We start from the raw sequence: 22,753 nt of genomic DNA, 5'->3' as shown, positions 1-22,753 counted from the left end.
CGCGGCGCGGCGCAGGGCGGGTTCCATGCGCGCGAGCACGGATTCCACGAGCAGCCGCAGCTCCTCCGCGAGCTCGCCGTGCGGGTCGTCGCTCACCGCGGACCCCCGTCTCCGTTCGCCGGCCAGATGTCGGGGTTGGGCCGGAACCGCACGACGAGGCTGTGTCCGTCGAGTTCCGCACTGTCCACGTCGCACCTGCGCAATACCGATGCCAGCCGCACACGCTGCCGGACACCGTCCGCCCCCACGATCAAGTCGTCCTCCGCTCGACCCAAGCTCAGACTCGAAGGATCCACGAGTGGCAGGTGCAGGCGCATGGCGTAGATCGAGTCCACCCCAGCGCCGGATTCCAGCCGAACCGTCGACGGCGACGTATCGCCCGCTGCACCGTCGCCACCCGCGAAGTCCTCACAGACGGTTCCGGCGAGCTCCCCCAGAGACGCCAACCCTACCGGCTCCGCGCCTGTGTGTACGGCGACGATGATCGGCACGTCGGCCATCGCGCGCTCGAGCTCGCCGATCACCTCGAGCTGTTCCCGGCGGCGCTCGGTGTACCAGCGGACGATCGGGTCCGTTGTCGGGTTCGACGCCGAATCCAATTGGTCGAGAACCTTGTTCACGATCACGGCGTCGAGACGCAGGCCGAGCAACGCCAGCGCCGAGCGCGTGCGTGCGGCTTCGGCGAGCGCCACCCGTTCGGGCACGGTGACAAGCTGCGCGCCCGTCCGATCGCGGTCGGCAAGCAGGTCCCGGATGGCGCTCACGGCCGACACTGCGCGTTCGAGCGTCGCCACCACGACCGCGAGCCGAAGGTCCTGGCCGATGGCGGCGCCGACCCGTTCGTGCTGTGGCCAGATCCGCTCGAGATACCCGAGCACCGAGGCCGGGGCGGCGATGGTGCGCTGCAGGTCCGCGGTGGCGCCGCAGTCGACGATCACGACGTCCCACTCGTCACTGCCGGCGAGGTCGACGATCTCGCCGAGCGCAAGTAGTTCCTGTACGCCGGGCAATCCGGTGATCTCGGCGGGGTCGAGCGCCCCGAGGTCGATGCCGTGCTCATGACCGCCGCCGGCACTCAGCAACCGGGCGATGTCGCGGAAGCGCTGTTCGAGCAGTGCCAGCGAGTCGATCTCGAGGGCGTCGAAACCTTCGGCGATCCGGTGGATGCCCGGCGTGGTGCCCGGCATGTGGGCCATCCGCGTGCCGAGCGCATCGGCGACCGAATGCGCCTGGTCAATCGATACGAGCAGGACCCGGCGGCCGCGCTCAGCATGGCCGATCGCGGCGGCACAGGCGAGGGTTGTCTTGCCCGCCCCGCCTTTACCGACGAAGAACTCGACTTTGCTGGAGACCATTGCGGTCCTTCGGCCCGGTGCGCCGCCCGTTGTCTTGCTCAGCCCTCGACCCGTTTCTTGAGTTCCTTCAGGGCGGCGTCGGTGATCATCTTCTCGGCCTTGCGCTTGAACATGCCGATCATCGGGATGTTCACGTCAACGGTGAGCTCATAGGTGACCGAAGTCTGCCCGCCCGGCGCATCCACCAGGGTGTACTCCCCGTCCTGGGCCTTCTGCAGGCCGCCCGCGATGAGATGCCACCGCACGGATTTGCCGTCCGGTGCCCATTCGTACCGCAGATCGTAGGTGTCCTTGAGCATTCCCGCATCGAGTACGAACCGTGCGGTCGCGGGGCGGCCATCGGGGTAGGACTCGAGCACCTCGACCGACTGCGCCGCGGACACCCACTCGGGGTACGAGGCAAGGTCGGCGATGACGTCCATGACCTTGTCCGAGGGCGCGTCGATGTCGATCGATCTCTTGGTCTTGTCGGCCATTGCGGCAACGCTTCCTTTCCGACAGGTCGGTCAGACTGCCTATCTCACACGATCGCGCATGCGCCCGTCGAGGGCGGAGCCACTCGCGCCGATTCCCGTCGAGGGGCGAAGCCACGGTAATACGGGCGAGCGATGAAGCCACAGTTCGGCGCGGAGCGAGTCGCGTCACCTTCGCTTGTCAGGCGGCGGGCTCACCAGCCGGGCGACCGGCCTCGATCTTGGCCTTGACCTCGAACGACATCCGCTTTCCGGCGACCCGGCGCTGCTTGTTGGCGGCAGCGAGATTCCGCAGCGGATGCTCGGGTGCGGGCTCGGCATGCAGGAAGTAATGCAGGATCACGCCATCGAGCGACGGCTCGAGCCAGATCTCCATGGTCCCGTCCAACGGGCCCCCGATCGACCAGCGAATTCCCTTCTCCGCACGGTCTTCTCGCACGTCGAGGACGAGGTCGGGCCACCACTGCCGCCATTTCGACGGGGATGCGATCACCTCGGCAACCCGCTCGGGCGGGCCGGCGACGAAGGTCTGATCGGCGACCTGAATGCTGCTCACCCCACGGAGCCTATCGCCACGCCGTGCCCGGACCGGTTGCGCCCTGATCTCGCCGCGCACCTTTCCAGGTCATCGCGCACGCCCAGGCACGCCCAGGCATGCGCGGCAGCGCGAGAAGGTGCGCGCCGGGCGTCAGTGCAGCAGGTCGTCCAATCGGCCGGCCATGGTGTCCCAGCGCCAGTCCCGTTCGACCCAGGCCCGCCCAGCCTTGCCCATGGCTGCTGCCCGATCGGGGTCGGCGAGCAGATCGGCGACCGCATCCGCGATCGCGTCGAGCGAACGACCGTCCACGACCTGGCCGGTCTTGCCCTCGATAACCGTTTCGGGTGCGCCACCCGAGGTGCCCGCAACGACGGGCACCCCGCTCGCGGAGGCCTCCAGGAAGACGATCCCGAGCCCCTCCACGTCCAGACCCGCTCCCCTGGTCCGGCAGGGCATGGCGAACACGTCCGCGATCGTGTGGTGTGCGGCAAGTTCCGCGCTGGGCACGCCGCCGGTGAACACGACGTGCTCGGCGACCCCGCACTTCTGCGCGAGGCGGTGCAACGCGTCCTCATAGGGCCCGCCACCGACGATCACCAGAACTGCGCCATCCACCCGGGAGCGAACCTTGGGCAGAGCCCGAATCAGGGCGTCCTGCCCCTTTCGCGGCACCAGCCGAGACAAGCACAGCACGGTCGGCCGGTCACCGAGTCCGTACCGTGCGCGCAGTTCGGCACGAGCACCGGAATCCGGCCGGAATTTGTCGCTGTCCACGCCGGGCGGCACATGTTCCAGTGCGCCGTGCGGCCCGAAGGCCGAGGCGAACCGTCCGCGGGTGTAGCGGCTCACGTAGGTGACGACATCGGTGTGGTCGCCGATCACGCGCAACGCCTGGCGCGCTCCGGGCAGCATCGACCAGCCGACCTCGTGACCGTGGGTACTGGCCACGATGCGGCGCGCACCGGCGGAGCGCAGCACCGGCGAGAGCAGCGCGAGCGGTGCCGCAGCGCCGAACCACACCGAGTCGCATTCGCGCGAGGCGATCAGCTTCGCCGCGCGACGGGCCACCAGCGGAGTCGGCAGCATCAGGGTCGTCGGATGCCGGACCACTTCGTACGGCTGCTTCTCGTCGAAGCGCTTGTGGCTGTCGCCGCGCCACCGCGGCGCATAGACGACGAGGTCGTCCGCGGGCAACCGGGTGGCCAGCGCGTGCAGATACGACTGGATACCGCCGGGCCTCGGCGGGAAGTCATTGGTCACCAGCAGCGTCCGCGGCATGTGGGACACCGTACCGACCGGGCCAGGACAGCTCAGCGGGCCTGTCGGGTCACCCAGTCGTGCCAGCGGTCCAAGAATTCTCCGGTGCCGACACCGAGCACGTTGTGCAGGGCGGCGTCGATCTCCGGTGGTCCGGCGGGCCCGCCGGACAACTCGCGATACAACTCGGTGAGCGTGGCTTCCCCATACTGGTCGGCGACGAACGCGTTCATCGACCACGCCCACTCGTAGGCGAGCACAGCGCGCTCACCCGTGAAGTCCGCATCCTGCGGTAAGGCCAACGGCAGTGTTCCGGCGTGGATTTCCCCGCTCAATGTGGGCGCGATCTCGGCAAAACCCCGGCCACTTTCGCGGTATCCGACGTAGTCGGCGAAGCCCTCGAGGACCCACATCGGCGAGCCGTCCTTGGTACTCGCTCGAGCGGCGACGTGCGTGAGTTCGTGGCGCAGCACCGACCGGCGCGTCGTATCGGTCAATCCGGCGACCGCCGCGGGGCTGAAGACGATTCGCTGGCCTGTCGCGGTCCCGTGTTCGAGATCCACGGCGTCCGCGACGGTGACCGCCGCGACCTGGTCGGAGTCGCGCGAGTCGCCCGCGAGTGCGGCGAATTCCGCCTGGTCCCCGGCCGCTTCGACGAGTACCGACCGCGACCACGCGGGGCCCCAGACATCGGTCACGGCACTCTCTGCGGAGGCAACCTCGCCGGCCAGGGCATTCACCTCGATGGCCTGCTCCGGATGCCCGATGACCACGGACGACCGCCCGTCGGGGCCGGGCACGCGCCGACTGATGACCGGGCCGAAATCCCATGGCCCGCGCCAGGTGGTGCGGCCTGCGACGGGCGCGTCCGACACCAGGTACCAGTCGTCGCCGTGCCGGGCGACGGTGAGCGCCACCGGTTTTCGCGTCGGTTGCGCGTCGGGACCGTCAACCGCGTAACGCAGCATCACCGGCGCGTACCACGCGTCGGCGGCATCGAGCGCGGCGAAAGCAGCGGGCGGCACCGGGATCTCTGGTTCGTCGAGGATCTCGAAGCCCCAATCCGAAAGTGGGACCTCGCTGACGCTCGCCGCGCGGTTCAGCTCCGCGGTACGGAATGCGGCGTCGGCATTCGGGTCCAACAGTTCGCTCAGCGCCTCGGCATCACCCGAGCGCAGCGCGGTCGCCCAGCGGTCGAGCAGGTCTTGCACGGCGGCCCGGCGCTGCTGCTGATACGGATCCGAGGGCTCTGCCGGCGCGGTCGAGTTGGCCGCACCGCTGTCGCCGCTCTCCGACTCGGGGACGGCAAGGGCGATAACGAGCAGGACAGCGGCAAATGCGACAACCAGACCGACCAACGCTGTGCGTTCGCGCCCCTCGAGGCCACGGCGCTTGGTTGGTTGGTCGGGGTCTCGCTCAGTACCGGCGGGCATTGTGGAACGGCATGCGCGACATCGGCGAGACGCCGACGGGCACACCGAAGGTCGAGGCGTGCAGCACCAACCCGTTTCCGGCATACAGGCCCACGTGCGATGCGTCCGAATAGAACGTCACCACATCGCCTGGCTGCAGATCCTCGCGGTTTACCGGGGTGCCCGCCTCGGCCTGCGCCTGACTCGTCCGCGGCAGGGACTTACCCACCTGGCGATAGGCCCACTGGACGAGACCGGAGCAGTCGAACGCGGATGGCCCCGTCGCGCCCCACACGTACGGCGCACCGGTACGGGTGAGAGCGGCCTGCAGCGCACCGGTTGTGCTGCCCGGGACGAGGCCGCGCAGCAGCGTCTCCACGCTGAACCCGGACATCACGCCCTGCGCCGCGTACATGGCCTGCTCGTTGCCCGACATCGAAGCCCAGGCCTGGGTGACGTGGCCGATCTCGACGTCGAGGGTCGAACGCTTGGCGGCGAGGTCATCGCGATCCTTGCGCGACCGCTCGGCTGCCTCCCCGGCAGCGGCTGCGGACTGGCGTGAGGACTCTTCGGCTGCGGCGGCATCGGCAATCGCACGCTTGAATTCTGCGGTCTTCGCGCCCGTCTCGGACGAGATCACGTCGATCGCGGACATCTGATCGAGCACCTGCTGCGGCGAATCGCTCATCACCATCGCCAGCAGCGGGTTGCTGCGTGCGCCGCGGTAGGTGGCTGCGGCGGCGCGGTCGATCATCGGCTGAAGCTCGGTGATCCTGGCCTTCGCGCTTTCGAGCGCGGCCCGGTCACGGACCTGCTGCTCCTCGGCAGATCGCTGCTCGGCAAGTTTGCCGTCGAATTGGGCCTGTGCGGCGTGCACGGCCTCATTGGTCTGCTCGGACTGCCGGGCGAGGTCGGATAGGCGCGTCATGGCCTCGCTGGGGCTGCCAATCGCCACCGGGTCCGCGCCTGCGGCGCTGGGGCCGGCCGCGAGGCCTAGCCCAAGTAGCGCTGCTGCGAAAATTCCCGCCGCCGGTCGGCGGATGCGATGAGGCGCCACGCGACTCGCACTCCGTTTCCTCGTCGGTTTTTGGACTCTGATTGGTCTCGGAAAGATTACGGAATGGCAACCATGGGTGTCCACCTGGGGTCCCACCGAGACAGCGAAAGCGCCCGTGACTCTCACGGGCGCTTTACGCGGTGACTATCAGTAGCGGCGAGCGCCTGTGAACGGCATCGACGACAGGGCCGCGACCTTCACCGGCTGGCCGGAGGTCGACGCATGCACGACGTTGCCGTTGCCGGCGTAGATCCCGGAGTGGCCGCCGCCGTAGAAGGAGACGACATCGCCGGGGCGAAGGTCGCCCTGCGAGACCGGAGCGCCGGCGCCGAGCTGCGCCTGGCTGGTGCGCGGCAGGTTCAGGCCGGCCTGCTTGTAGGCCCACTGGACCAGACCGGAGCAGTCGAACGAGCTCGGGCCCGCAGCGCCGTAGACGTACGGGGAGCCGATCTTGGACTCGGCAGCGTGCAGGGCCTTCTCACCGGCGGTCTCCACCGGAGCGGGCGCAGGGGCCGGGGCGGGGGCCGGAATGCCGGGGATCGCGGGGATGGCCGGGATCTCGGGGATGTCGAAGGTGCCCACACCGGGGATGTTCACGGGGGCGGCCATCGCGGGGGCGGCGGGCACGACGATCGCGCCCAGCACAACGGCACTGGCAACGCCTGCTCGACAAATAGAACGCTTGGACAGCTGGGTAGCCACGAAGGGGGTACTCCACTTCTTCCGCTCACCCGCCTACCGAGTTAGCTGTCGGGTTCGGGCCGGGAAGTTGGCCCTACCCACCACGTTTCCAGCGGCGGGATTCACCCCAGGGAAATTGGGTCCCCGGCTCGTTTTGGCGAATATCGCCCGAAACGATTAGGCGGTCACTTCGCGACGCCGCGCCGGTTTGGCGCGTCAACCTCCGCGAAGGTCTCAACGAGATTACGAACGGATATCGAAGACTCCCAATCGAAACTGCTGAATTTATGCGTGATCGATTGGCGCAGGTCAGACGATGTGCTTCTGATCACTCTTGGTCACGATGCCGTTATCTTTCGAAATTGCCGTGGGAATTCTTGAAGTGACAAGACGCAATCGCGGGACTAATCCCTGGGCCGAAAGTACGTCGATTGCCGCGCATTCTTCCTGCTCCAAGTGGATTGGCACCGAAGTTGCACGGACGCCCGATTTAGGCGCCGCGGAGACCGTCGGCATACCGAGCAGAACGGTGACAACACAGTCCGCGCATGCCGGCCCGCGCACCGCGCATTCATTGCAATCGACAATCATTGTGATCCCCGTCTCTTCCGGTGCATATGGCTGCCATACGCGGAAATTTCGGCCTTCGCGGCGCACGGTAATTCGCACCCCCGACAAAAATCCGCGCGTAGGCGCCAGACGCTCACTTGGCAATCCGGCGGCGCGTGTCGACCCCCGGGTCTGTCGGTGCGCGCTCATACGCTGACGCCGTGACCTTGCCGATGCCGCTGCCACTCGATCCACGGGTGACCCGGTCGACACCCCTTCCGGCCAGGCAACGTCCCAGTTCAGCGCCTACGACGCGGCGCCCGCGGAGCCGATCGGCCAGCCCGATCGCCACCGGACAACTGACCTTCGACCAGCTCGATACCCCGCTCTTCGACACGACGTTCGTGATCGTCGACCTCGAAACCACTGGTGGCAGCGCCGGCGATGACGCCATTACCGAGATCGGCGCGGTGAAGGTGCGCGGCGGCGAAGTGATCGGCGAGCTCGGCACTCTGGTGGACCCCGGCCGCGATATCCCTACCTACGTCGTGGAACTGACCGGGATCACGACGGCGATGGTGGTCGGCGCCCCGCGCATCGAGCAGGTCCTGCCGAGCTTCCTCGAGTTCGCGAAGGACTGTGTGCTGGTCGCGCACAACGCCGGGTTCGACATGAGCTTTCTCCGAGCTGCTGCCGAACGCATGGGCGTGCCATGGCCGAAGTTCAAAGTGCTGTGCACGGTCAAACTCGCCCGCCGCGTCCTCACCCGCGACGAGGCACCCTCGGTGCGGCTCTCCGCGCTCGCCGACCTGTTCCAGGTCTCCAACCAGCCCACTCACCGCGCACTCGACGATGCCCGGGCCACGGTCGAGGTACTGCACGAGCTGATCGGCCGGGTCGGCAACCAGGGCGTCCACAGCTACGCCGAACTGGTTGATTACCTGCCGCAGGTCTCCGCTGGGCAGCGTGCGAAGCGCTTCCTCGCCGGCGACCTTCCCCGGACTCCCGGTGTGTATCTGTTCCGCGGTCCCGCCGACGAGGTTCTCTACATCGGTACGGCGGTCAACCTGCAGCGCCGGGTGCGCAACTACTTCACCGGTTCGGAGACCCGGGGACGGATGAAGGAGATGGTCGCCCTCGCAACCAGGGTCGACCACGTCGAGTGCGCCCATTCGCTCGAGGCAGGGGTTCGAGAGCTGAGGCTGCTCGTCGCGCACGCGCCGCCCTACAACCGCCGCTCGAAGTTCCCGAAACGAGCCTGGTGGGTCAACCTCACCGACGAGGCCTTCCCCCGGCTGTCGATCACCAGGACCGCCGCGCCCGACGCCCTCGGACCATTCGGCGCGCGCGGCGACGCCGCCGCGGTCGCGGACACGATCGCCGAGTACTGCGGGCTGCGCACGTGCACCGGCCGGATCGGACGCGACGGACGGCATACCTGCCCAGTGGTCCCGGTCGGCGGGTGCCCGGCGAGCCGACCCGACGGACCGATCGACGAGATCACCTACCGCGCGGCGCCCGAGGCGGTGCGTGCGCTCGTCACCGGGCAGGCCGATCACGTTCTCACCGAGCTGAGCCAGCGCATCGACCACCTCGCCGAGATCGAACTGTTCGAGAGCGCAGCGCGGCTACGGGACCGAGCCGCCGCGCTGATCCGGGCGCTACGCCGCGTACAGCGCCTCGCCGCGCTGTGCGCAATCCAGGAGCTGGTCGCCGCCCGACCCGCCTTCGAGGGCGGCTGGGAGCTCGCGGTCGTGCGCCACGGCCGGCTCGCCTCCGCGGGAGTCGCCGCACGAGGCGTGGCACCGATGCCGGTGGTCGACATGCTGGTCGCCTGCGCGGAGACGGTGACCCCGGACGACGCCCCCCTGCGCGGCGCGTCCGCGGAGGAGGTCGGGCTCATCGCCCGCTGGCTCGAGGCGCCCGGCGCCCGGATCGTCTCGACCAGCGACGGCTATCTCGAACCGGCCCACGGCGCCGGACGCTGGCTCGATTGGTCCGGGCTCGCCGAGGAAGCGGTGCAATCGGAGCGTCGCTACACGGTGTAACCGGGGCGGCTCGCCGCCGTGGACCAATAGGCTGTTCCCGACCCCGCGAACGCGACTGCCGAGGAGCACCATGATCACCGCCATCGTCCTGATCAACGCCGAGGCCAACCTCATTGCGGAGACCGCGCAGGCGGTCGCGGACACCCCCGGCGTGGGCGAAGTCTATTCCTGCGCAGGCGATATCGACCTGATCGCGATCGTGCGGTGCCGCGACCACGAGGAAATCGCCGGCGTCGTCACCGGCGGGATCAACAAGGTCACCGGCGTACTCGCGACCACCACCCACATCGCGTTCAAGGCGTATTCGCGCGCTGATGTAGAGGGCGCGTTCTCCATCGGCGAGTAGCCGCGGCTGTTAATCCGGCCCGAGTTCGGCGGTCAGCGCCGCCCACTTGGTCAGGAGCGCAGCGGCATCGCCGCTGTCCACCGCGGCTGCGGCGCGCTCGATTCCACGCGCGAGCTGTCCGTTGAGGTCCTCGCCGGGCCCCTCGAAGGCAACCAACGCGGCGGCCGAGTTCAGCAGCACCGCATCACGCACCGCGCCGGGTTCCCCGGCGAGGAACCGGTGGGCGACCTCTGCGTTGAATTTGGCGTCACCGCCACGCAACGCATCGAGCGGCACGCGCTGAATACCGAGATCGACCGGATCGAGCGTCACGTTGCGTACCCGGCCACCGGCGACCACGTGCACATCGGTGGTCGCCGACGTGGTGATTTCGTCGAGCCCGTCGTTGCCGCGAACCACCAGCGCATTGCTGCCACGCTCGGCCAGCACGCCGGCGATGACCGGGGCCAGGTCGGCGAAGGCGCACCCGACCAGGCCGGCGCCGGGCTGGGCCGGGTTGGTGAGCGGGCCGAGCACGTTGAACGCGGTCGGGATGCCGATTTCCTTGCGCGGCGCGGCCGTGAACCGGAACGCGGGGTGGAAGACGGGCGCGAAACAGAAGCCGATCCCCACCTCCCGCACGCAGCGGGCCACCGAGGCCGGGCCGACATTGAGGTGCACGCCGAGCGCCTCGAGCACGTCCGCGCCGCCGCTCTTGGAAGAGGCAGCGCGATTGCCGTGCTTGATCACCGGCACACCGGCCGCCGCGACGACGATCGAGGACATCGTGGAGATATTGACCGTGCCGGACCGGTCACCGCCGGTACCGACGATGTCGACCGCAGGGATGTCGAGGTCGACCTTGCGCCCGTGCGCGAGCATCGAAGCGGCCAGACCAGTCAGTTCGGCCGAGGTCGGGCCCTTCATCTTCAGCGCGACGCCGAACGCGGCGATCTGTGCGGCCGTGGCGTTGTCGGACATGATCTCGTCCATCGCCCACGCCGTGTCGTCGGCGGTGAGGTCCTGGCGATCGGCGAGGGCGCCGAGCACCAGCGGCCAGCTGCGCTCGATTCCGTTCTGTCCTGCGCTCATTCCGCGAAGCTTAGCCACCGGGATTGATTGCGGCTGTACTGCATAGCCCGGTCGTCAGCGCCCACTTTTGGACCGTCGGCACGGGATTCCGCGCGAACCCGCGAAAAGTGGGCGCGAGGACTCAGCTCTCCGGCTGCAGCGCATCCCAACCGAGGACATCTCCCTCATGCCGCTGCGCCAATCCGGCCATGCGGGACCGTTCCTGCGAGCAATGCAGCGCATCGAGCACCTGCACGCGGTACAGATCGACGTCCACCACGCCGTCTGCTTCCGCGGCGACCCTGGCGATATAGCCGTCCTGGGCGGCGATATCGACGACCGCCTCGACCCGTCCAGCGGGAACACGCAGGTGGTGGCGCAGCACGGCCGGTTGGTCCGCACGCCAGGCCGGCATCGTGGCAGATGCCCGTTCCAGCGTGGTCGAGGCCGCCTCGACGTCATCGCAGCACTCCGCGACCACGACGAGGTCCGCCCGATCCGGGTCGAGCGGGGCTTCACGCCCCCCGCGGCGCAACAGACGGGCAAGCCAACCGGGGCCGGAACTCATGCCGCTCACCCTTTCATGCACCATCGAGGGAGAACTTTCTCGCCGCCCGGAGAGGCCATTTACCGGCCACAACGGGCCCGAGACACGACATCGGCCAGCGACTTTCGTACCCGGCTTAGCCTTCGGTACTACGAAGGGTCATACTTGCGTCTGTGACGACGGCAGTAGGGACTCCAGGATCGGCAATCACCCAGCGTGTGCACTCGCTGAACCGACCCAACATGGTCAGTGTCGGGACCATTGTCTGGCTGTCGAGCGAGTTGATGTTCTTCGCGGGTTTGTTCGCGATGTACTTCACCGCTCGGGCCCAGGCAGACGGCAATTGGCCGCCGGAGCCGACCGAGCTCAACATGAAGCTCGCGGTGCCGGTGACGGCCATTCTCATCGCGTCGTCCTTCACGTGCCAGATGGGTGTGTTCGCAGCCGAGAAGGGTGACGTCTTCGGCCTGCGCCGCTGGTACGTGGTCACCCTGATCATGGGCACCTTCTTCGTGCTCGGTCAGGCGTACGAGTACTACAACCTCGTGCACGAGGGCACCTCGATCTCGACCAGCGTGTACGGCTCGGTGTTCTACATCACCACCGGCTTCCACGGCCTCCACGTCATCGGCGGTCTGATCGCGTTCGTCTTCCTGCTCGTACGTACCAAGCTCAGTAAGTTCACGCCCGCACAGGCCACCGCGGCGATCGTCGTCTCGTATTACTGGCACTTCGTCGACATCGTGTGGATCGCCCTGTTCGGAACGATCTACTTCGTCCGCTAGCCCAACGGTCGGTCCAGATCAGAGTCGGTCCTAACAAAGAGGGATACAGATGAGTTCATCTCCCCCATCCGCATCCGCACCGGACGCCCCGTCCGCGGCGACCGCGCGAAAGCTGCGCCGGCAGCGCAAAATCCGCCGGCGCGTCGCCGGTGCACTTGCGCTCATGGTGGGCTTGGTCGGTGCCGGACTGCTCGCGGCGGCGTTGACGCCGTCCCCGCAGGTCGCGACCGCGCATGATGACGACGCTGCGCTGATCCGCGAGGGTCAGCAGCTGTACGACACGTCGTGCATCACGTGCCACGGTGCGAACCTGCAGGGTGTGCAGGATCGCGGCCCGAGCCTGATCGGTGTCGGCGAGGCCGCGGTGTACTTCCAGGTGTCCACCGGCCGTATGCCGGCCGTGCGCAACGAGGCCCAGGCCGAGCGCAAGGACCCGAAGTTCACCTCCGAGCAGACCGACGCCCTCGGCGCCTACGTGCAGGCCAACGGCGGCGGCCCCGTCGTGGTCCGCGAGGAGAACGGCGAAATCGCCCAGGCCTCCCTGCGTGGCAATGACATCGGCCGTGGCAGCGAGCTGTTCCGCCTGAACTGCGCGTCGTGCCACAACTTCACCGGTAAGGGCGGCGCGCTGTCCTCCGGTAAGTACGCGCCGCCGCTTGGCGCCGCCAACGAGCAGCAGATCCTCACCGCGATGCTGACCGGCCCGCAGAACATGCCGAAGTTCTCCGATCGCCAGCTCAGCCCGGAGGAGAAGGGCGACATCATCGCCTACGTGAAGGACGCGACCGAGACGTTGCCGCAGGGCGGCTGGGGGCTCGGCGGGTTCGGCCCGGCCACTGAGGGCCTGGCCATGTGGGCAGTCGGCATCGTCGCCGTCGTCGGCGCGGCTATGTGGATCGGAGCAAGGTCATGAGTGGCGGGGATACCCCCAAGAAGGACTACACGGACGCCGAACTCGACGCGATGAGCCGCGACGAGCTGGTCGAGCTCGGTACCGAGCTCGACGGCGTCGACATCGCGTTCCGCCGTAACCGCTGGGCGGTCGAGGGGACCCGCGCCGAGAAGCGCGCGGAGCGTCACGTGGCGGCTTGGCTCGGTCTCGCCGGGCTGTCGTCGGTCGCCTTCATCGGGATTTACCTCTTCTGGCCCTGGGAGTACAAGGGCGAGGGCGACGACGGCAACTTCGCCTACTCGCTCGCGACCCCGCTCTACGGTCTGACCCTTGGCCTCGCGGTCCTGGCGTTCGGCATCGGCATGGTGCAGCTCACCAAGAAGTTCATTCCCGAAGAGCTGTCCATCCAGGACCGCCACGATGGCCAGTCGTCCGAGGTCGACCGCCGCACCATGGTCGCGATCATGGCGGATGCGGGCGAAACAACGACCATCGGCCGTCGCAAGCTGATCACCCGCTCCGCAGGTGTCGGCGTCGGCCTGCTCGGTGTCGGCGCGATCCTGCCGTTCATCGGCGGCATGATCAAGAACCCGTGGGCCGAGGGCGACAAGTCGCCGCTGTGGGTGTCCGGCTGGACGCCGAACTACCCGGGCGAGACCATTTACATCCGCCGCGACACCGGCCGTCCTCACGACGTCGTCCTGGTGCGTCCGGAGGATCTCGACGCCGGCGCCATGGAGACCGTCTTCCCGTTCCGCGAGTCCGATCGCGGCAATGAGGAAGCGCTGTTCGAGGCGCTGCGAGGAGTCCGCAACGCGGTCATGCTGATTCGTCTGCGTACCGAAGACACCGCCAAGGTCATCAAGCGCAAGGGCCAGGAGAGCTTCAATTACGGCGATTACTTCGCCTACTCGAAGATCTGCACCCACCTGGGCTGCCCGACGTCGCTGTTCGAACAGCAGACCAACCGGATTCTCTGCCCGTGCCACCAGTCGCAGTTCGACGCGCTCGAGTACGCCAAGCCGATCTTCGGTCCGGCAGCCCGTGCGCTGCCGCAGCTGCCGATTACAGTGAATGAAGAGGGCTACCTCGTCGCCAATGGCGATTTCATCGAACCCCTCGGCCCGGCATATTGGGAGCGTCCGGCCGGCGTTCATGTTCCCTCCGACGCTGGGAGCGCATAAATGAGCAAGCTAGCCACCATTGGGGCCGGACAGGCCCAGGCGATCGACTCCCGCTACCACTTGGCGGCGGGCGTGAAGCGCCAGATCAACAAGGTTTTCCCGACGCACTGGTCATTCCTGCTCGGCGAGGTCGCGCTCTACGCCTTCCTCATTCTCCTTCTGTCGGGTGTGTACCTGACGCTGTTCTTCGACCCCTCCATGCAGGAGGTCGTCTACGACGGCGTCTACCAGCCGCTGCGCGGCGTGCACATGTCGCAGGCCTACGCCACGACCCTCGACATCTCCTTCGAGGTCCGCGGCGGTCTGTTCGTCCGCCAGGTCCATCACTGGGCCGCGCTGCTTTTCGCAGCCGCGATCATCGTCCACCTGCTGCGCATCTTCTTCACCGGCGCGTTCCGCCGGCCGCGCGAGGCCAACTGGGTGATCGGCTGCTTGCTGCTCATCCTGGCGATGTTCGAAGGCTTCTTCGGTTACTCGCTCCCGGACGATCTGCTCTCGGGCACCGGCCTTCGCGCCGCGTTCGGCGGTATCACGATGGGCATCCCGCTCATCGGCACCTGGATGCACTGGCTGATCTTCGGCGGTGACTTCCCCGGCGACATCATCATTCCGCGCCTGTACGTTGCCCATATCCTGCTGTTCCCGGGCATCATCCTCGCGCTGATCGCGGCGCACCTCGCGCTGGTGTGGTACCAGAAGCACACCCAGTTCCCCGGCCCCGGCCGCACGGAACAGAACGTCGTGGGAATCCGGATCATGCCGATTTTCGCGGCCAAGGGTGGCGCTTTCTTCGCCATGGTGACCGGTCTTGTCGCCCTGATGGGTGGTCTGCTGCAGATCAACCCCGTGTGGAACCTCGGTCCGTACAACCCATCGCAGGTCTCGGCCGGTTCGCAGCCCGACTTCTACATGATGTGGACCGACGGCATGGCCCGCCTGATGCCGGCGTGGGAGCTGCACTTCGGCCGCTACATGATCCCAGCTGTGTTCTGGGTCGCGCTGATCATGGGTCTGGTGTTCACGGTGCTGATCGCCTACCCGTGGATCGAGAAGCGTCTGACCAAGGACGATGCTCACCACAACCTGCTGCAGCGTCCGCGCGACGTGCCGGTCCGTACCGGCATCGGTGCGATGGCCATCGGCTTCTACCTGGTGCTCACGCTCTCGTGTGTCAACGACATCGTCGCCCTGAAGTTCGACATCTCGCTGAACGCGACCACCTGGATGGGACGTATCGGTCTGCTGATCGTTCCCCCGATCGCGTACTACGTGGCCTACCGCTGGGCCCTCGGCCTGCAGCGGGCGGACCGCGCGGTGCTCGAGCACGGCATCGAGACCGGCGTGATCAAGCGTCTACCGCACGGTGAGTACATCGAGGTTCACCAGCCGCTCGGCCCGGTCGACGATCATGGCCACCCGCTCCCGCTGGAGTACCAGGGCGCAGCGATCCCGAAGAGGATGAACAAGCTCGGTTCGGCCGGCCAGCCCGGCTCCGGCAGCTTCTTAACCCCGGACCCGGTCAGCGAAAGCGATGCCCTCGCCGCTGCCGAGCACGCTGCCGAGCACCAGCAGCTCGCAGTGCTGCAGGCCTACCAGGACCGCGTGCACGGATTCGACACCAACGGTTCCTCCGGCAACGGTTCCGAGAAGAGCCACTAGAAGTTCCAAATGAAAGGGCCCCGAGTCGCTTGCGACTCGGGGCCCTTTCGCATGTTCGGGTCAGTGGTTTTTCCCAGCCTCAATCTCAGCGTCCGTTAGCTCGACCTCGATCTCGTCGCCGAGCGTGAACCCGTCCGCAAGCCCCAGATGATCACCGCTCCAGAACTTTCCGGGGTCGTACCAGTTCGACCGGCGCTCTTTGCGCATCAGACCCATTGCCTCGTAGGTCGAACCGACCACTTCGGCGCAATAGGCCACCTCGAGCTCAGGACTCGGTTCCCGCCGTTTGGGCCTGGGCACCCGACCCGCGAACCAGCGTCCGGTCACGCGCGCCGTCGACGGGAACGGCGTGCCGTCCATGCGCGCGATCGTGCGCAGCACCGCGTCCTCCTGCTCGGGTGTGACCAGCGGGCTCAACTGCCGCACCCAGCCACGCTGGCCGTAACGTCCGTACCAGACCTGAACGGACTGCCGCAGGTCGTGCAGCTGCACGCCCCGCTGGAATTTGCCGGTCCACATGTCCTGCAGCGACTTTCCCAGCTCTGCATGCCACATCAGCGGCGGCAGGTCGTCGAGAACAACGGCCATCCCGACGTGATTGACGGGGCTGTTGGTCAAGGTCTGGATCGCTCGGTCCGGCCCCGATGTGCCGCGGAAGATCCAGATGTCGCCGGTGCGGGCGTTGTCCACCGCGGCACCGAGACTGACTATGGAGCTCGACATGCCCTCACCCTAAAGCTCATGTGCAACCCTCACACGGAGGGTTATATGCCAATCTGGACGGTATGCGATTCACGCGCTCGACGGCATGGAAGCTGGCCGGTATCGCCGGGCTGGTCGGTGTTGCGGCAACCGGTGCAATGGTTGTCCGTTCCGAGCGGCAGCGCCGCGCCTATACCCCGGACGAGGTCCGCGAGCGCCTGCACGAGCGCTACGACCGCGCGAAGAAGCCCTGATCCCCAGCATCCTTCTGGTCAGGTGAGCGCCGCACGCGTCGCCTCCGCCATCGCGGCGACCTGCTCATCGGTCATCACGAACGCGGGCGAGAACTGCAGCGCGCCTTGCCCGGCCGCACGGGTCGACACACCGTGTGCCCGTATTCGCCGCACCACCTGGAGCGCGTCGGCGGGATCGGCGAGCTGCACCGCCGCGACGGCTCCAAAACCGCTGCGCACCTCCGCCACAGCGGGCAGCTCTGCGAGCGGCGCCAACTCGGCGTGCAGCGTCGCCTCGAGCCGCTTCGACTCTGCAAGCAGGCCTTCCCGCTCGATGATGTCGAGGTTCGCCATTGCCGCCGCGGCAGCACCGGCATGCCCGCCGTAGGTGTAGCCGTGCCGCCACCAGGTGCCACCCGAGAAGAACGGTTCGGCGATCACCGGTGAGATGAACACAGCACCCATCGGCACGTAGCCCGAAGTCAGCCCCTTCGCGGTGGTGACAATATCGGGTTCTAGACCCAATCGCGTTGCCGCGAACCAGCTTCCGCCGATCCTGCCGAACCCGGTCACCACCTCGTCGACGACGAAAAGGATGTCGTGCTCGCGGCAGATCTTGCGCACCTCTTCGAGGTAGCCCTCCGGCGGCAGGTAGACGCCGCCCGCGCCGATGATGGGCTCGCAGAAGAACGCCGCGATCGATTCGGCACCGATCTCCTCGATCAGCACAAGCAGGCTTTTCGCGTCGTCCCAGTCGACCGAGCGTGCGTCTGCCATCAGCTCGCCGTGGCCCTCCCGGTTCGGTGCCAGGCCGGACAGTGCGGTTCCGGCAACGTGCATGCCGTGATAAGCCTTCTGCCTACCCACGACGACGCGCTTACTCGAGCGACCGAGCTCGTGCCAGTACCGGCGGGCGAGTTTCGCCGCGGTCTCGACCGAGTCGGACCCACCCGAGGTGAAGAAGATCTTGCTGCCGGGTTCGGGGGCGATCGCCGCGAGCCGCTCGGCGAGCCCGACCGTCGCGGTCGAGGCCAGGTCACCGAAGTTCGAGTAGTGCGCGAGCGCGGACAACTGACCGGCGACCGCATCGGCGATCTCGCGCCGCCCGTGCCCGACATTGGCGAACCACAGTCCCGCCGTCGCATCGATGTAGCGCGTGCCGGCGGTGTCCCAGATGTAGACACCCTCACCACGTTCGATTACGAACGCGCCGTCTCGCTCGACAGCGCCCATATCGGCGAAACCATGCCACAACGCACCCATTGCTGCTCCCATCACGGATTGCTGGCTATGCGCCATCGTAGGGCCCTCGAATACGCACGCTAGGCTGACAAACGAGATGTCTTCCAGCTCTGCGGCGCCGACCGGCCCGAACCGACGCGCCCTGCGATCGGCATTGGCCGAGGTTTCCGACAAGGATGCGCACCGGCTTCGCCGTCGGCTCGAGAAAGCGCGCGACGACAAAGCGCTGCGGGCAATCGCCGGTGAAATCGACCGGGCCCGCGAACGAATGGCGGCGCGGGCGGCCAGCGTCCCCAAGATCGTCTACCCCGAGGCACTGCCCGTAACTGCTCGGCGTGCCGATATCGCAAAGGCGATCGCCGAGCATCAAGTCGTGATCGTCGCCGGCGAGACCGGGTCCGGCAAGACCACGCAGATCCCGAAGATCTGCCTCGAACTCGGCCGCGGCATCCGCGGCATGATCGGGCACACGCAGCCCCGGCGCCTCGCGGCGCGCACGGTCGCGGAACGCATTGCCGAGGAGTTGGGCACCGAACTCGGGGACGTTGTCGGCTACACGGTCCGGTTCACCGACCAGGCGTCACCCAACACTCTGGTCAAGCTCATGACCGACGGCATCCTGCTCGCCGAGATCCAGCGCGACCGGCTGCTCCGCGGATACGACACGATCATCATCGACGAGGCGCACGAGCGCAGCCTCAACATCGACTTCCTGCTCGGGTACCTGCGCGAACTGCTCCCCCGCCGGCCCGACCTGAAGGTGATCATCACCTCGGCAACCATCGACCCCGAGCTCTTCGCACGGCATTTCGCAATCGGCGACGAACCGGCGCCGATTGTCGAGGTTTCCGGGCGGTCGTACCCCGTCGAGGTTCGCTATCAGCCGCTCACCGTCGAGGTTGGCGACCAGCTGCTCGACCGGGATCCGGTCGAAGCCGTCGGCGAGGCCGTCATGGAGCTGTGCGCCGAGGGCGACGGCGACATCCTGGTGTTCCTGTCCGGCGAGCGGGAGATCCGCGATACCGCGGATGCCCTTCGCGACCTCCGGCTGCCGCGGACCGAGATCGTGCCGCTGTACGCGCGACTGTCGGCCGCCGAGCAGCACAAGGTCTTCGAGTCGCACACTGGACGGCGAGTCGTGCTGTCCACCAACGTCGCCGAGACCTCGCTCACGGTGCCGGGCATCCGCTATGTCGTCGATCCGGGCACCGCACGCATATCGCGATACTCCGTACGCACAAAGGTGCAGCGACTCCCGATCGAACCCGTGTCGCAGGCCTCGGCCCGGCAGCGCGCGGGCCGCTGCGGGCGTGTCGCGGACGGTATCTGCATCCGGCTTTACTCCGAGGAAGACTTCGAGGCGCGGCCCGCGTTCACCGAACCCGAGATCCTGCGGACCAACCTCGCCGCGGTGATCCTGCAGATGACCGCACTCGGACTCGGCGACATCGAGAGCTTCCCGTTCGTGGAGGCGCCCGACAAGCGCAGCATCCGCGACGGCATCGCCCTGCTCGAGGAACTCAATGCCATCAGCGTCGCCCCGGCGCTCGGCGCGCCCACCCTGACCCCCACCGGCCGGGACCTGGCTCAACTGCCGGTCGACCCGCGGATGGCGCGCATGCTGGTGGAGGGGCACCGCAGTGGGTGTTTACGCGAAACGCTGGTGATTGTGGCGGCCCTGTCCATTCAGGACGTGCGTGAGCGCCCGGCGGATCAGCAGCAGGCCGCCGACACGTCGCATGCCCGCTTCAACGTGCCCGGGTCCGACTTCCTCGCGTACCTGAAGCTGTGGGAGTACCTGCGCGAGCAGCGGAACGCGCTGTCGTCCAATCAGTTCCGCAAGATGTGTCGGACGGAGTTCCTGCACTGGTTGCGCATCAGGGAGTGGCAGGACCTGCACGGCCAGTTGCGCACAATCACCCGCGGGCTCGGCTGGACGGTGAACGAGACTGCCGCCGACGAGAACTCGGTGCACCGCGCGCTGCTGGCAGGCATGTTGTCGCATATCGGACAGCTCGACGAGCGCGAGCGAAGCGACGCGAAGGGAGATCCGCGCAAGGGCGAGGGCCGCCCACGCGGCGCACGCGAATACCTCGGCGCCCGGGGCGCGAAGTTCGCGATCTTCCCCGGCTCCAGCCTGGCCCGCAAGCCTCCGAAGTGGGTCATGGCAGCCGAGCTCGTGGAGACCTCGCGGCTGTGGGGCCGCATGGTCGGCCGGATCGAACCGGAGTGGGCCGAAGCGCTCGCACCGCACCTGCTCAAACGCACGTACTCCGAACCGCACTGGTCTGAGAAGCGCGGCGCGGCAATGGCCTACGAGCGAGTGACGCTGTACGGGGTTCCGATCGTCGCGCGGCGGCTCATCCCCTTCTCCGGCGTCGACGAGGAGCAGTCGCGCGAGCTCTTCATCCGGCACGCGCTCGTGCAGGGCGAGTGGCACACCAATCACCACTTCTTCCACCGCAATCGCGCGCTCATGGAGGACGTGTCGGAGCTGGAGAGCCGTGCACGTCGCCGCGACATCCTGGTCGACGACGAAACGCTGTTCGACTTCTATGACAAACGAGTCGGCCCGGAAGCCGTGTCGGCCAGGCATTTCGACTCGTGGTGGAAGGTCACGCGACGCAAGCAACCCGATCTACTGGACTTCACCCCGGACACCGTGGTGAACCGCGACGCCGCAGCAGTCCTCGATGGCGACTATCCGGATGCGTGGCGGCAGGGCGAACTGCAGTTCGGGCTCGCCTACAACTTCGAGCCCGGCGCCGAGGATGATGGTGTGACCGCGCGCATCCCGGTCGCCCAGCTCGCCCACGTGCGCGATGTCGGATTCGACTGGCTGGTCCCGGGTTTGCGCGAGGAGCTTGCGGTCGCGCTGGTGAAGTCGCTGCCGAAGCAACTGCGCCGCAATGTGGTTCCCGCACCCGATTTCGCCCGGGCGGCGCTGGCCGGGCTGTCCCCGCGCACCGAGCCGCTGACGATCGGACTGGCCCGCGAACTGACCCGGCTCGGCGGCGCCCCTATGACGCCCACCGACTTCGACGTGTCCGCACTGCCGACCCACCTGCGAATGACCTTCGCCGCGCTCGGCGACAAGGGCGAGGTGCTCGGCACGAGTAAGCGCCTCGCGGATCTGAAATCGCGGTTCGCCCGCCAAACCAATGCCGCGGTGGCCGCGGCGACTGCAACAACCGAACGCGCTGCCGCAACCGTGTGGACCAGCGAGACGCTGGGCACGCTCGAGCCGACCGTCACCGAATCCATCGGCGGGCAGTCGATCACGGGCTACCCCGCGCTGGTGTCGGAGAACGGCGGTGTGGCCGTGCGGGTGCTGAGTACGCCGCGCGAGCAGGCCTCGGCGATGCGCAGCGGCGTGCGCGAACTGATCCTGCGCGCGGTCGATACCTCGACAAAGGCCGCGATCGCCGGCGTCGGGACCGCGGACCGGCTTGCGCTGAGCCAGAGCCCGTACGCCAGCCTCGATGCCCTCGTGGCCGATTGCCGGGTGTGCGCGATCGACGAATTTGTCTCGGCCGCAGGCGAGGTGCGGACGCCCGAACGCTTCGATGCCCTCCTGGCAACGGTCCGGCCACGGCTCGCCGCGCGGGTCAGCGAGATCGTGCGCCTGGTCCTCCCCGCGTTGCGGATAGCGACCGAGGTCCGCTCCGAACTCGAAGCCGCACCAGCCGATATCGCCGACGACGTCCGTGATCAGCTGGCCAACCTCGTCTTCGACGGGTTCGTCGCCGAACTCGGCGCCGCTCGGTTGCGCGAACTGCCGCGGTACCTCGAAGGCGCGCTCGCACGCGTGCAGGCGCTCCCGTCGAGCGCCGCGCGCGACCGAGCCGGAATGGCCGTGCTCGACCGCGTGTACGCGCAATACGACCGCCTACTCGCGGGACTGCCGTCGCACCGAAAGTCCGCGTCGGACGTGGTCGCTATCTCCTGGCTCATCGAGGAACTGCGCATCAGCCTGTTCGCCCAGCGACTCGGCACACCGATGCCGGTGTCGGAGAAGCGAATCGAGAAGGCGATAGCTGCGGCGAACCGGGCGTAAATCCTCGGCTCCGGGAACAAGGTTCGCACCCATTCGGGGTGCTTCACGGGTGCAAATTGTGCTCACGAGTGCGAACTTCGGCCCCGGGAACAAGGTTTGCACCCGTTTGGCGCGCGGCACTGCACCTCACGCGGACCGCTCCGCTGCACTAACGCGAAAGGACGAGCCCGGCAGGGCTCGTCCTCAACGTCGAGTGTGCTGGTGCGCGCTATTCGGCGGCTGCGGCTTCGCGGCGGGCGCGCATGTCCTCGATCTCGCGCTCGAAATCGTCGGCCGAGGTGAAAGACCGATATACGGACGCGAATCGCAGGTACGCCACCTCGTCGAGGTCGCGCAGCGGTCCCAGGATCGCCAGACCGACTTCGTGACTCGGCACTTCCGCCGACCCGGAGGCGCGGACCGAGTCCTCCACCTGCTGAGCAAGCAGGTTCAGCGCGTCGTTGTCCACCTCGCGGCCCTGGCATGCGCGGCGAACACCGCGAATCACCTTCTCGCGGCTGAACGGTTCGGTGACGCCGCTGCGCTTGACGACCGCAAGTACGGCCGTCTCCACCGTGGTGAAGCGGCGTCCACACTCCGGACACGAACGCCGCCGGCGAATGGCCGTGCCCTCGTCCGCCTCGCGGGAATCGACCACTCGGGAATCGGGGTGCCGGCAGAACGGGCAGTGCATGTCAGTTCCTTCG

The 22,753-nt window shown here is 67.6% G+C and carries 20 protein-coding genes and 1 riboswitch; of the genes, 8 read left to right on the top strand and 12 right to left on the bottom strand.

Translation table 11 applies throughout. From position 1 onward, the window contains the following. Positions 1-92 precede the first annotated feature (92 nt). The 7 genes from A8G08_RS15955 to A8G08_RS15925 form a co-directional block, all read right to left on the bottom strand. Positions 93-1,355: an ArsA family ATPase gene (locus A8G08_RS15955; RefSeq protein WP_068275986.1), complete on the bottom strand. Its 1,263-nt coding sequence runs from the start codon at positions 1,353-1,355 to the stop codon at positions 93-95. 38 nt (positions 1,356-1,393) lie between these two features. Then, entirely contained in the window at positions 1,394-1,831 is a 438-nt protein-coding gene (locus tag A8G08_RS15950; protein WP_068275982.1) for an SRPBCC family protein, read from the bottom strand. A gap of 178 nt (positions 1,832-2,009) precedes the next feature. Then, positions 2,010-2,384 carry a polyketide cyclase / dehydrase and lipid transport gene (locus tag A8G08_RS15945; RefSeq protein ID WP_068275979.1) on the bottom strand — a complete coding sequence of 125 codons (375 nt, stop codon included), beginning with the start codon at positions 2,382-2,384 and terminating at the stop codon, positions 2,010-2,012. Positions 2,385-2,516: 132 nt separating this feature from the next. Further along, positions 2,517-3,644: a glycosyltransferase family 4 protein gene (locus tag A8G08_RS15940; protein WP_068275976.1), complete on the bottom strand. Its 1,128-nt coding sequence runs from the start codon at positions 3,642-3,644 to the stop codon at positions 2,517-2,519. Between the two features lie 32 nt (positions 3,645-3,676). Beyond that, a complete protein-coding gene (locus A8G08_RS15935; RefSeq protein WP_157108606.1) occupies positions 3,677-5,056 on the bottom strand; it encodes a basic secretory protein-like protein in 1,380 nt (459 codons plus the stop codon). Further along, positions 5,040-6,092, bottom strand: coding sequence for a C40 family peptidase (locus tag A8G08_RS15930; RefSeq protein ID WP_068275973.1), 1,053 nt, complete (start codon positions 6,090-6,092; stop codon positions 5,040-5,042). Before A8G08_RS15930 ends, A8G08_RS15935 begins: the two co-directional genes overlap by 17 nt. A gap of 147 nt (positions 6,093-6,239) precedes the next feature. Next, positions 6,240-6,794 carry a C40 family peptidase gene (locus A8G08_RS15925; protein ID WP_245672850.1) on the bottom strand — a complete coding sequence of 185 codons (555 nt, stop codon included), beginning with the start codon at positions 6,792-6,794 and terminating at the stop codon, positions 6,240-6,242. Positions 6,795-6,811: 17 nt separating this feature from the next. Next, positions 6,812-6,967: riboswitch (cyclic di-AMP (ydaO/yuaA leader) on the bottom strand. 588 nt (positions 6,968-7,555) lie between these two features. Between A8G08_RS15925 and A8G08_RS15920 the strand changes: the two genes are divergently transcribed. Then, complete coding sequence (locus A8G08_RS15920; RefSeq protein WP_084436350.1) at positions 7,556-9,370, top strand: DEDD exonuclease domain-containing protein; 1,815 nt, start codon at positions 7,556-7,558, stop codon at positions 9,368-9,370. A gap of 70 nt (positions 9,371-9,440) precedes the next feature. Continuing rightward, the gene (locus A8G08_RS15915; RefSeq protein ID WP_068275970.1) at positions 9,441-9,716 is read left to right on the top strand and encodes an Lrp/AsnC family transcriptional regulator; all 276 of its coding nucleotides are present in this window, start codon (positions 9,441-9,443) and stop codon (positions 9,714-9,716) included. Positions 9,717-9,725: 9 nt separating this feature from the next. Here A8G08_RS15915 and trpD read toward each other — a convergent pair whose 3' ends face one another. After that, positions 9,726-10,787 carry an anthranilate phosphoribosyltransferase gene (gene trpD / locus A8G08_RS15910; RefSeq protein ID WP_068275968.1) on the bottom strand — a complete coding sequence of 354 codons (1,062 nt, stop codon included), beginning with the start codon at positions 10,785-10,787 and terminating at the stop codon, positions 9,726-9,728. Positions 10,788-10,908: 121 nt separating this feature from the next. Next, a complete protein-coding gene (locus A8G08_RS15905) occupies positions 10,909-11,334 on the bottom strand; it encodes a hypothetical protein (RefSeq protein WP_068275965.1) in 426 nt (141 codons plus the stop codon). A gap of 152 nt (positions 11,335-11,486) precedes the next feature. On the opposite strand from A8G08_RS15905, the gene ctaE reads away from it, so the two are divergent. The 4 genes from ctaE to qcrB are packed head-to-tail and all read left to right on the top strand — an operon-like array spanning position 11,487 to position 15,833. Beyond that, on the top strand, positions 11,487-12,098 hold the full coding sequence (gene ctaE / locus A8G08_RS15900) for an aa3-type cytochrome oxidase subunit III (protein ID WP_068275962.1): 612 nt from the start codon (positions 11,487-11,489) through the stop codon (positions 12,096-12,098). Positions 12,099-12,147: 49 nt separating this feature from the next. Then, positions 12,148-13,011: a cytochrome bc1 complex diheme cytochrome c subunit gene (gene qcrC / locus A8G08_RS15895; RefSeq protein ID WP_068275959.1), complete on the top strand. Its 864-nt coding sequence runs from the start codon at positions 12,148-12,150 to the stop codon at positions 13,009-13,011. After that, positions 13,008-14,174 carry a cytochrome bc1 complex Rieske iron-sulfur subunit gene (qcrA, locus tag A8G08_RS15890; protein WP_068275997.1) on the top strand — a complete coding sequence of 389 codons (1,167 nt, stop codon included), beginning with the start codon at positions 13,008-13,010 and terminating at the stop codon, positions 14,172-14,174. Before qcrC ends, qcrA begins: the two co-directional genes overlap by 4 nt. Next, positions 14,175-15,833, top strand: a complete 1,659-nt coding sequence (qcrB, locus tag A8G08_RS15885) for a cytochrome bc1 complex cytochrome b subunit (RefSeq protein ID WP_068275956.1) — start codon at positions 14,175-14,177, stop codon at positions 15,831-15,833. Positions 15,834-15,893: 60 nt separating this feature from the next. Here the strand turns inward: qcrB and A8G08_RS15880 are convergent, their stop codons facing one another. Then, positions 15,894-16,556, bottom strand: a complete 663-nt coding sequence (locus tag A8G08_RS15880) for a C40 family peptidase (protein ID WP_068275953.1) — start codon at positions 16,554-16,556, stop codon at positions 15,894-15,896. Between the two features lie 62 nt (positions 16,557-16,618). Here A8G08_RS15880 and A8G08_RS27510 point away from each other — a divergent pair, with 62 nt between their 5' ends. After that, positions 16,619-16,789, top strand: a complete 171-nt coding sequence (locus tag A8G08_RS27510; protein ID WP_169823318.1) for a hypothetical protein — start codon at positions 16,619-16,621, stop codon at positions 16,787-16,789. Between the two features lie 18 nt (positions 16,790-16,807). Here the strand turns inward: A8G08_RS27510 and A8G08_RS15875 are convergent, their stop codons facing one another. Further along, positions 16,808-18,031, bottom strand: a complete 1,224-nt coding sequence (locus A8G08_RS15875) for an aminotransferase family protein (RefSeq protein WP_157108608.1) — start codon at positions 18,029-18,031, stop codon at positions 16,808-16,810. 76 nt (positions 18,032-18,107) lie between these two features. Between A8G08_RS15875 and hrpA the strand changes: the two genes are divergently transcribed. Then, a complete protein-coding gene (gene hrpA, locus A8G08_RS15870; RefSeq protein WP_068275947.1) occupies positions 18,108-22,067 on the top strand; it encodes an ATP-dependent RNA helicase HrpA in 3,960 nt (1,319 codons plus the stop codon). Positions 22,068-22,275: 208 nt separating this feature from the next. On the opposite strand, the gene nrdR is transcribed toward hrpA, so the two are convergent. Beyond that, entirely contained in the window at positions 22,276-22,740 is a 465-nt protein-coding gene (gene nrdR / locus A8G08_RS15865) for a transcriptional regulator NrdR (protein WP_068275994.1), read from the bottom strand. Between the last annotated feature and the right edge of the window lie 13 nt (positions 22,741-22,753).

The sequence above is a fragment of the Aldersonia kunmingensis genome (assembly GCF_001646865.1).
Taxonomy (GTDB): Bacteria; Actinomycetota; Actinomycetes; order Mycobacteriales; family Mycobacteriaceae; genus Aldersonia; species Aldersonia kunmingensis.
Note: the sequence above shows the minus strand (reverse complement) of the source record. Positions and strands in the feature narration are given on the sequence as shown.

Bases quoted from the DNA above. Each gene is read 5' to 3' on its own strand.
- A8G08_RS15955 (WP_068275986.1), bottom strand. From the start codon at position 1,355: ATGGTCTCCAGCAAAGTCGAGTTCTTCGTCGGTAAAGGCGGGGCGGGC.
- A8G08_RS15950 (WP_068275982.1), bottom strand. From the start codon at position 1,831: ATGGCCGACAAGACCAAGAGATCGATCGACATCGACGCGCCCTCGGAC.
- A8G08_RS15940 (WP_068275976.1), bottom strand. From the start codon at position 3,644: ATGCCGCGGACGCTGCTGGTGACCAATGACTTCCCGCCGAGGCCCGGC.
- A8G08_RS15935 (WP_157108606.1), bottom strand. From the start codon at position 5,056: ATGCCCGCCGGTACTGAGCGAGACCCCGACCAACCAACCAAGCGCCGT.
- A8G08_RS15920 (WP_084436350.1), top strand. From the start codon at position 7,556: ATGCCGCTGCCACTCGATCCACGGGTGACCCGGTCGACACCCCTTCCG.
- A8G08_RS15915 (WP_068275970.1), top strand. From the start codon at position 9,441: ATGATCACCGCCATCGTCCTGATCAACGCCGAGGCCAACCTCATTGCG.
- trpD (WP_068275968.1), bottom strand. From the start codon at position 10,787: ATGAGCGCAGGACAGAACGGAATCGAGCGCAGCTGGCCGCTGGTGCTC.
- A8G08_RS15905 (WP_068275965.1), bottom strand. From the start codon at position 11,334: ATGAGTTCCGGCCCCGGTTGGCTTGCCCGTCTGTTGCGCCGCGGGGGG.
- qcrC (WP_068275959.1), top strand. From the start codon at position 12,148: ATGAGTTCATCTCCCCCATCCGCATCCGCACCGGACGCCCCGTCCGCG.
- qcrA (WP_068275997.1), top strand. From the start codon at position 13,008: ATGAGTGGCGGGGATACCCCCAAGAAGGACTACACGGACGCCGAACTC.
- qcrB (WP_068275956.1), top strand. From the start codon at position 14,175: ATGAGCAAGCTAGCCACCATTGGGGCCGGACAGGCCCAGGCGATCGAC.
- A8G08_RS15880 (WP_068275953.1), bottom strand. From the start codon at position 16,556: ATGTCGAGCTCCATAGTCAGTCTCGGTGCCGCGGTGGACAACGCCCGC.
- A8G08_RS27510 (WP_169823318.1), top strand. From the start codon at position 16,619: ATGCGATTCACGCGCTCGACGGCATGGAAGCTGGCCGGTATCGCCGGG.
- A8G08_RS15875 (WP_157108608.1), bottom strand. From the start codon at position 18,031: ATGGGTGCGTTGTGGCATGGTTTCGCCGATATGGGCGCTGTCGAGCGA.
- hrpA (WP_068275947.1), top strand. From the start codon at position 18,108: ATGTCTTCCAGCTCTGCGGCGCCGACCGGCCCGAACCGACGCGCCCTG.
- nrdR (WP_068275994.1), bottom strand. From the start codon at position 22,740: ATGCACTGCCCGTTCTGCCGGCACCCCGATTCCCGAGTGGTCGATTCC.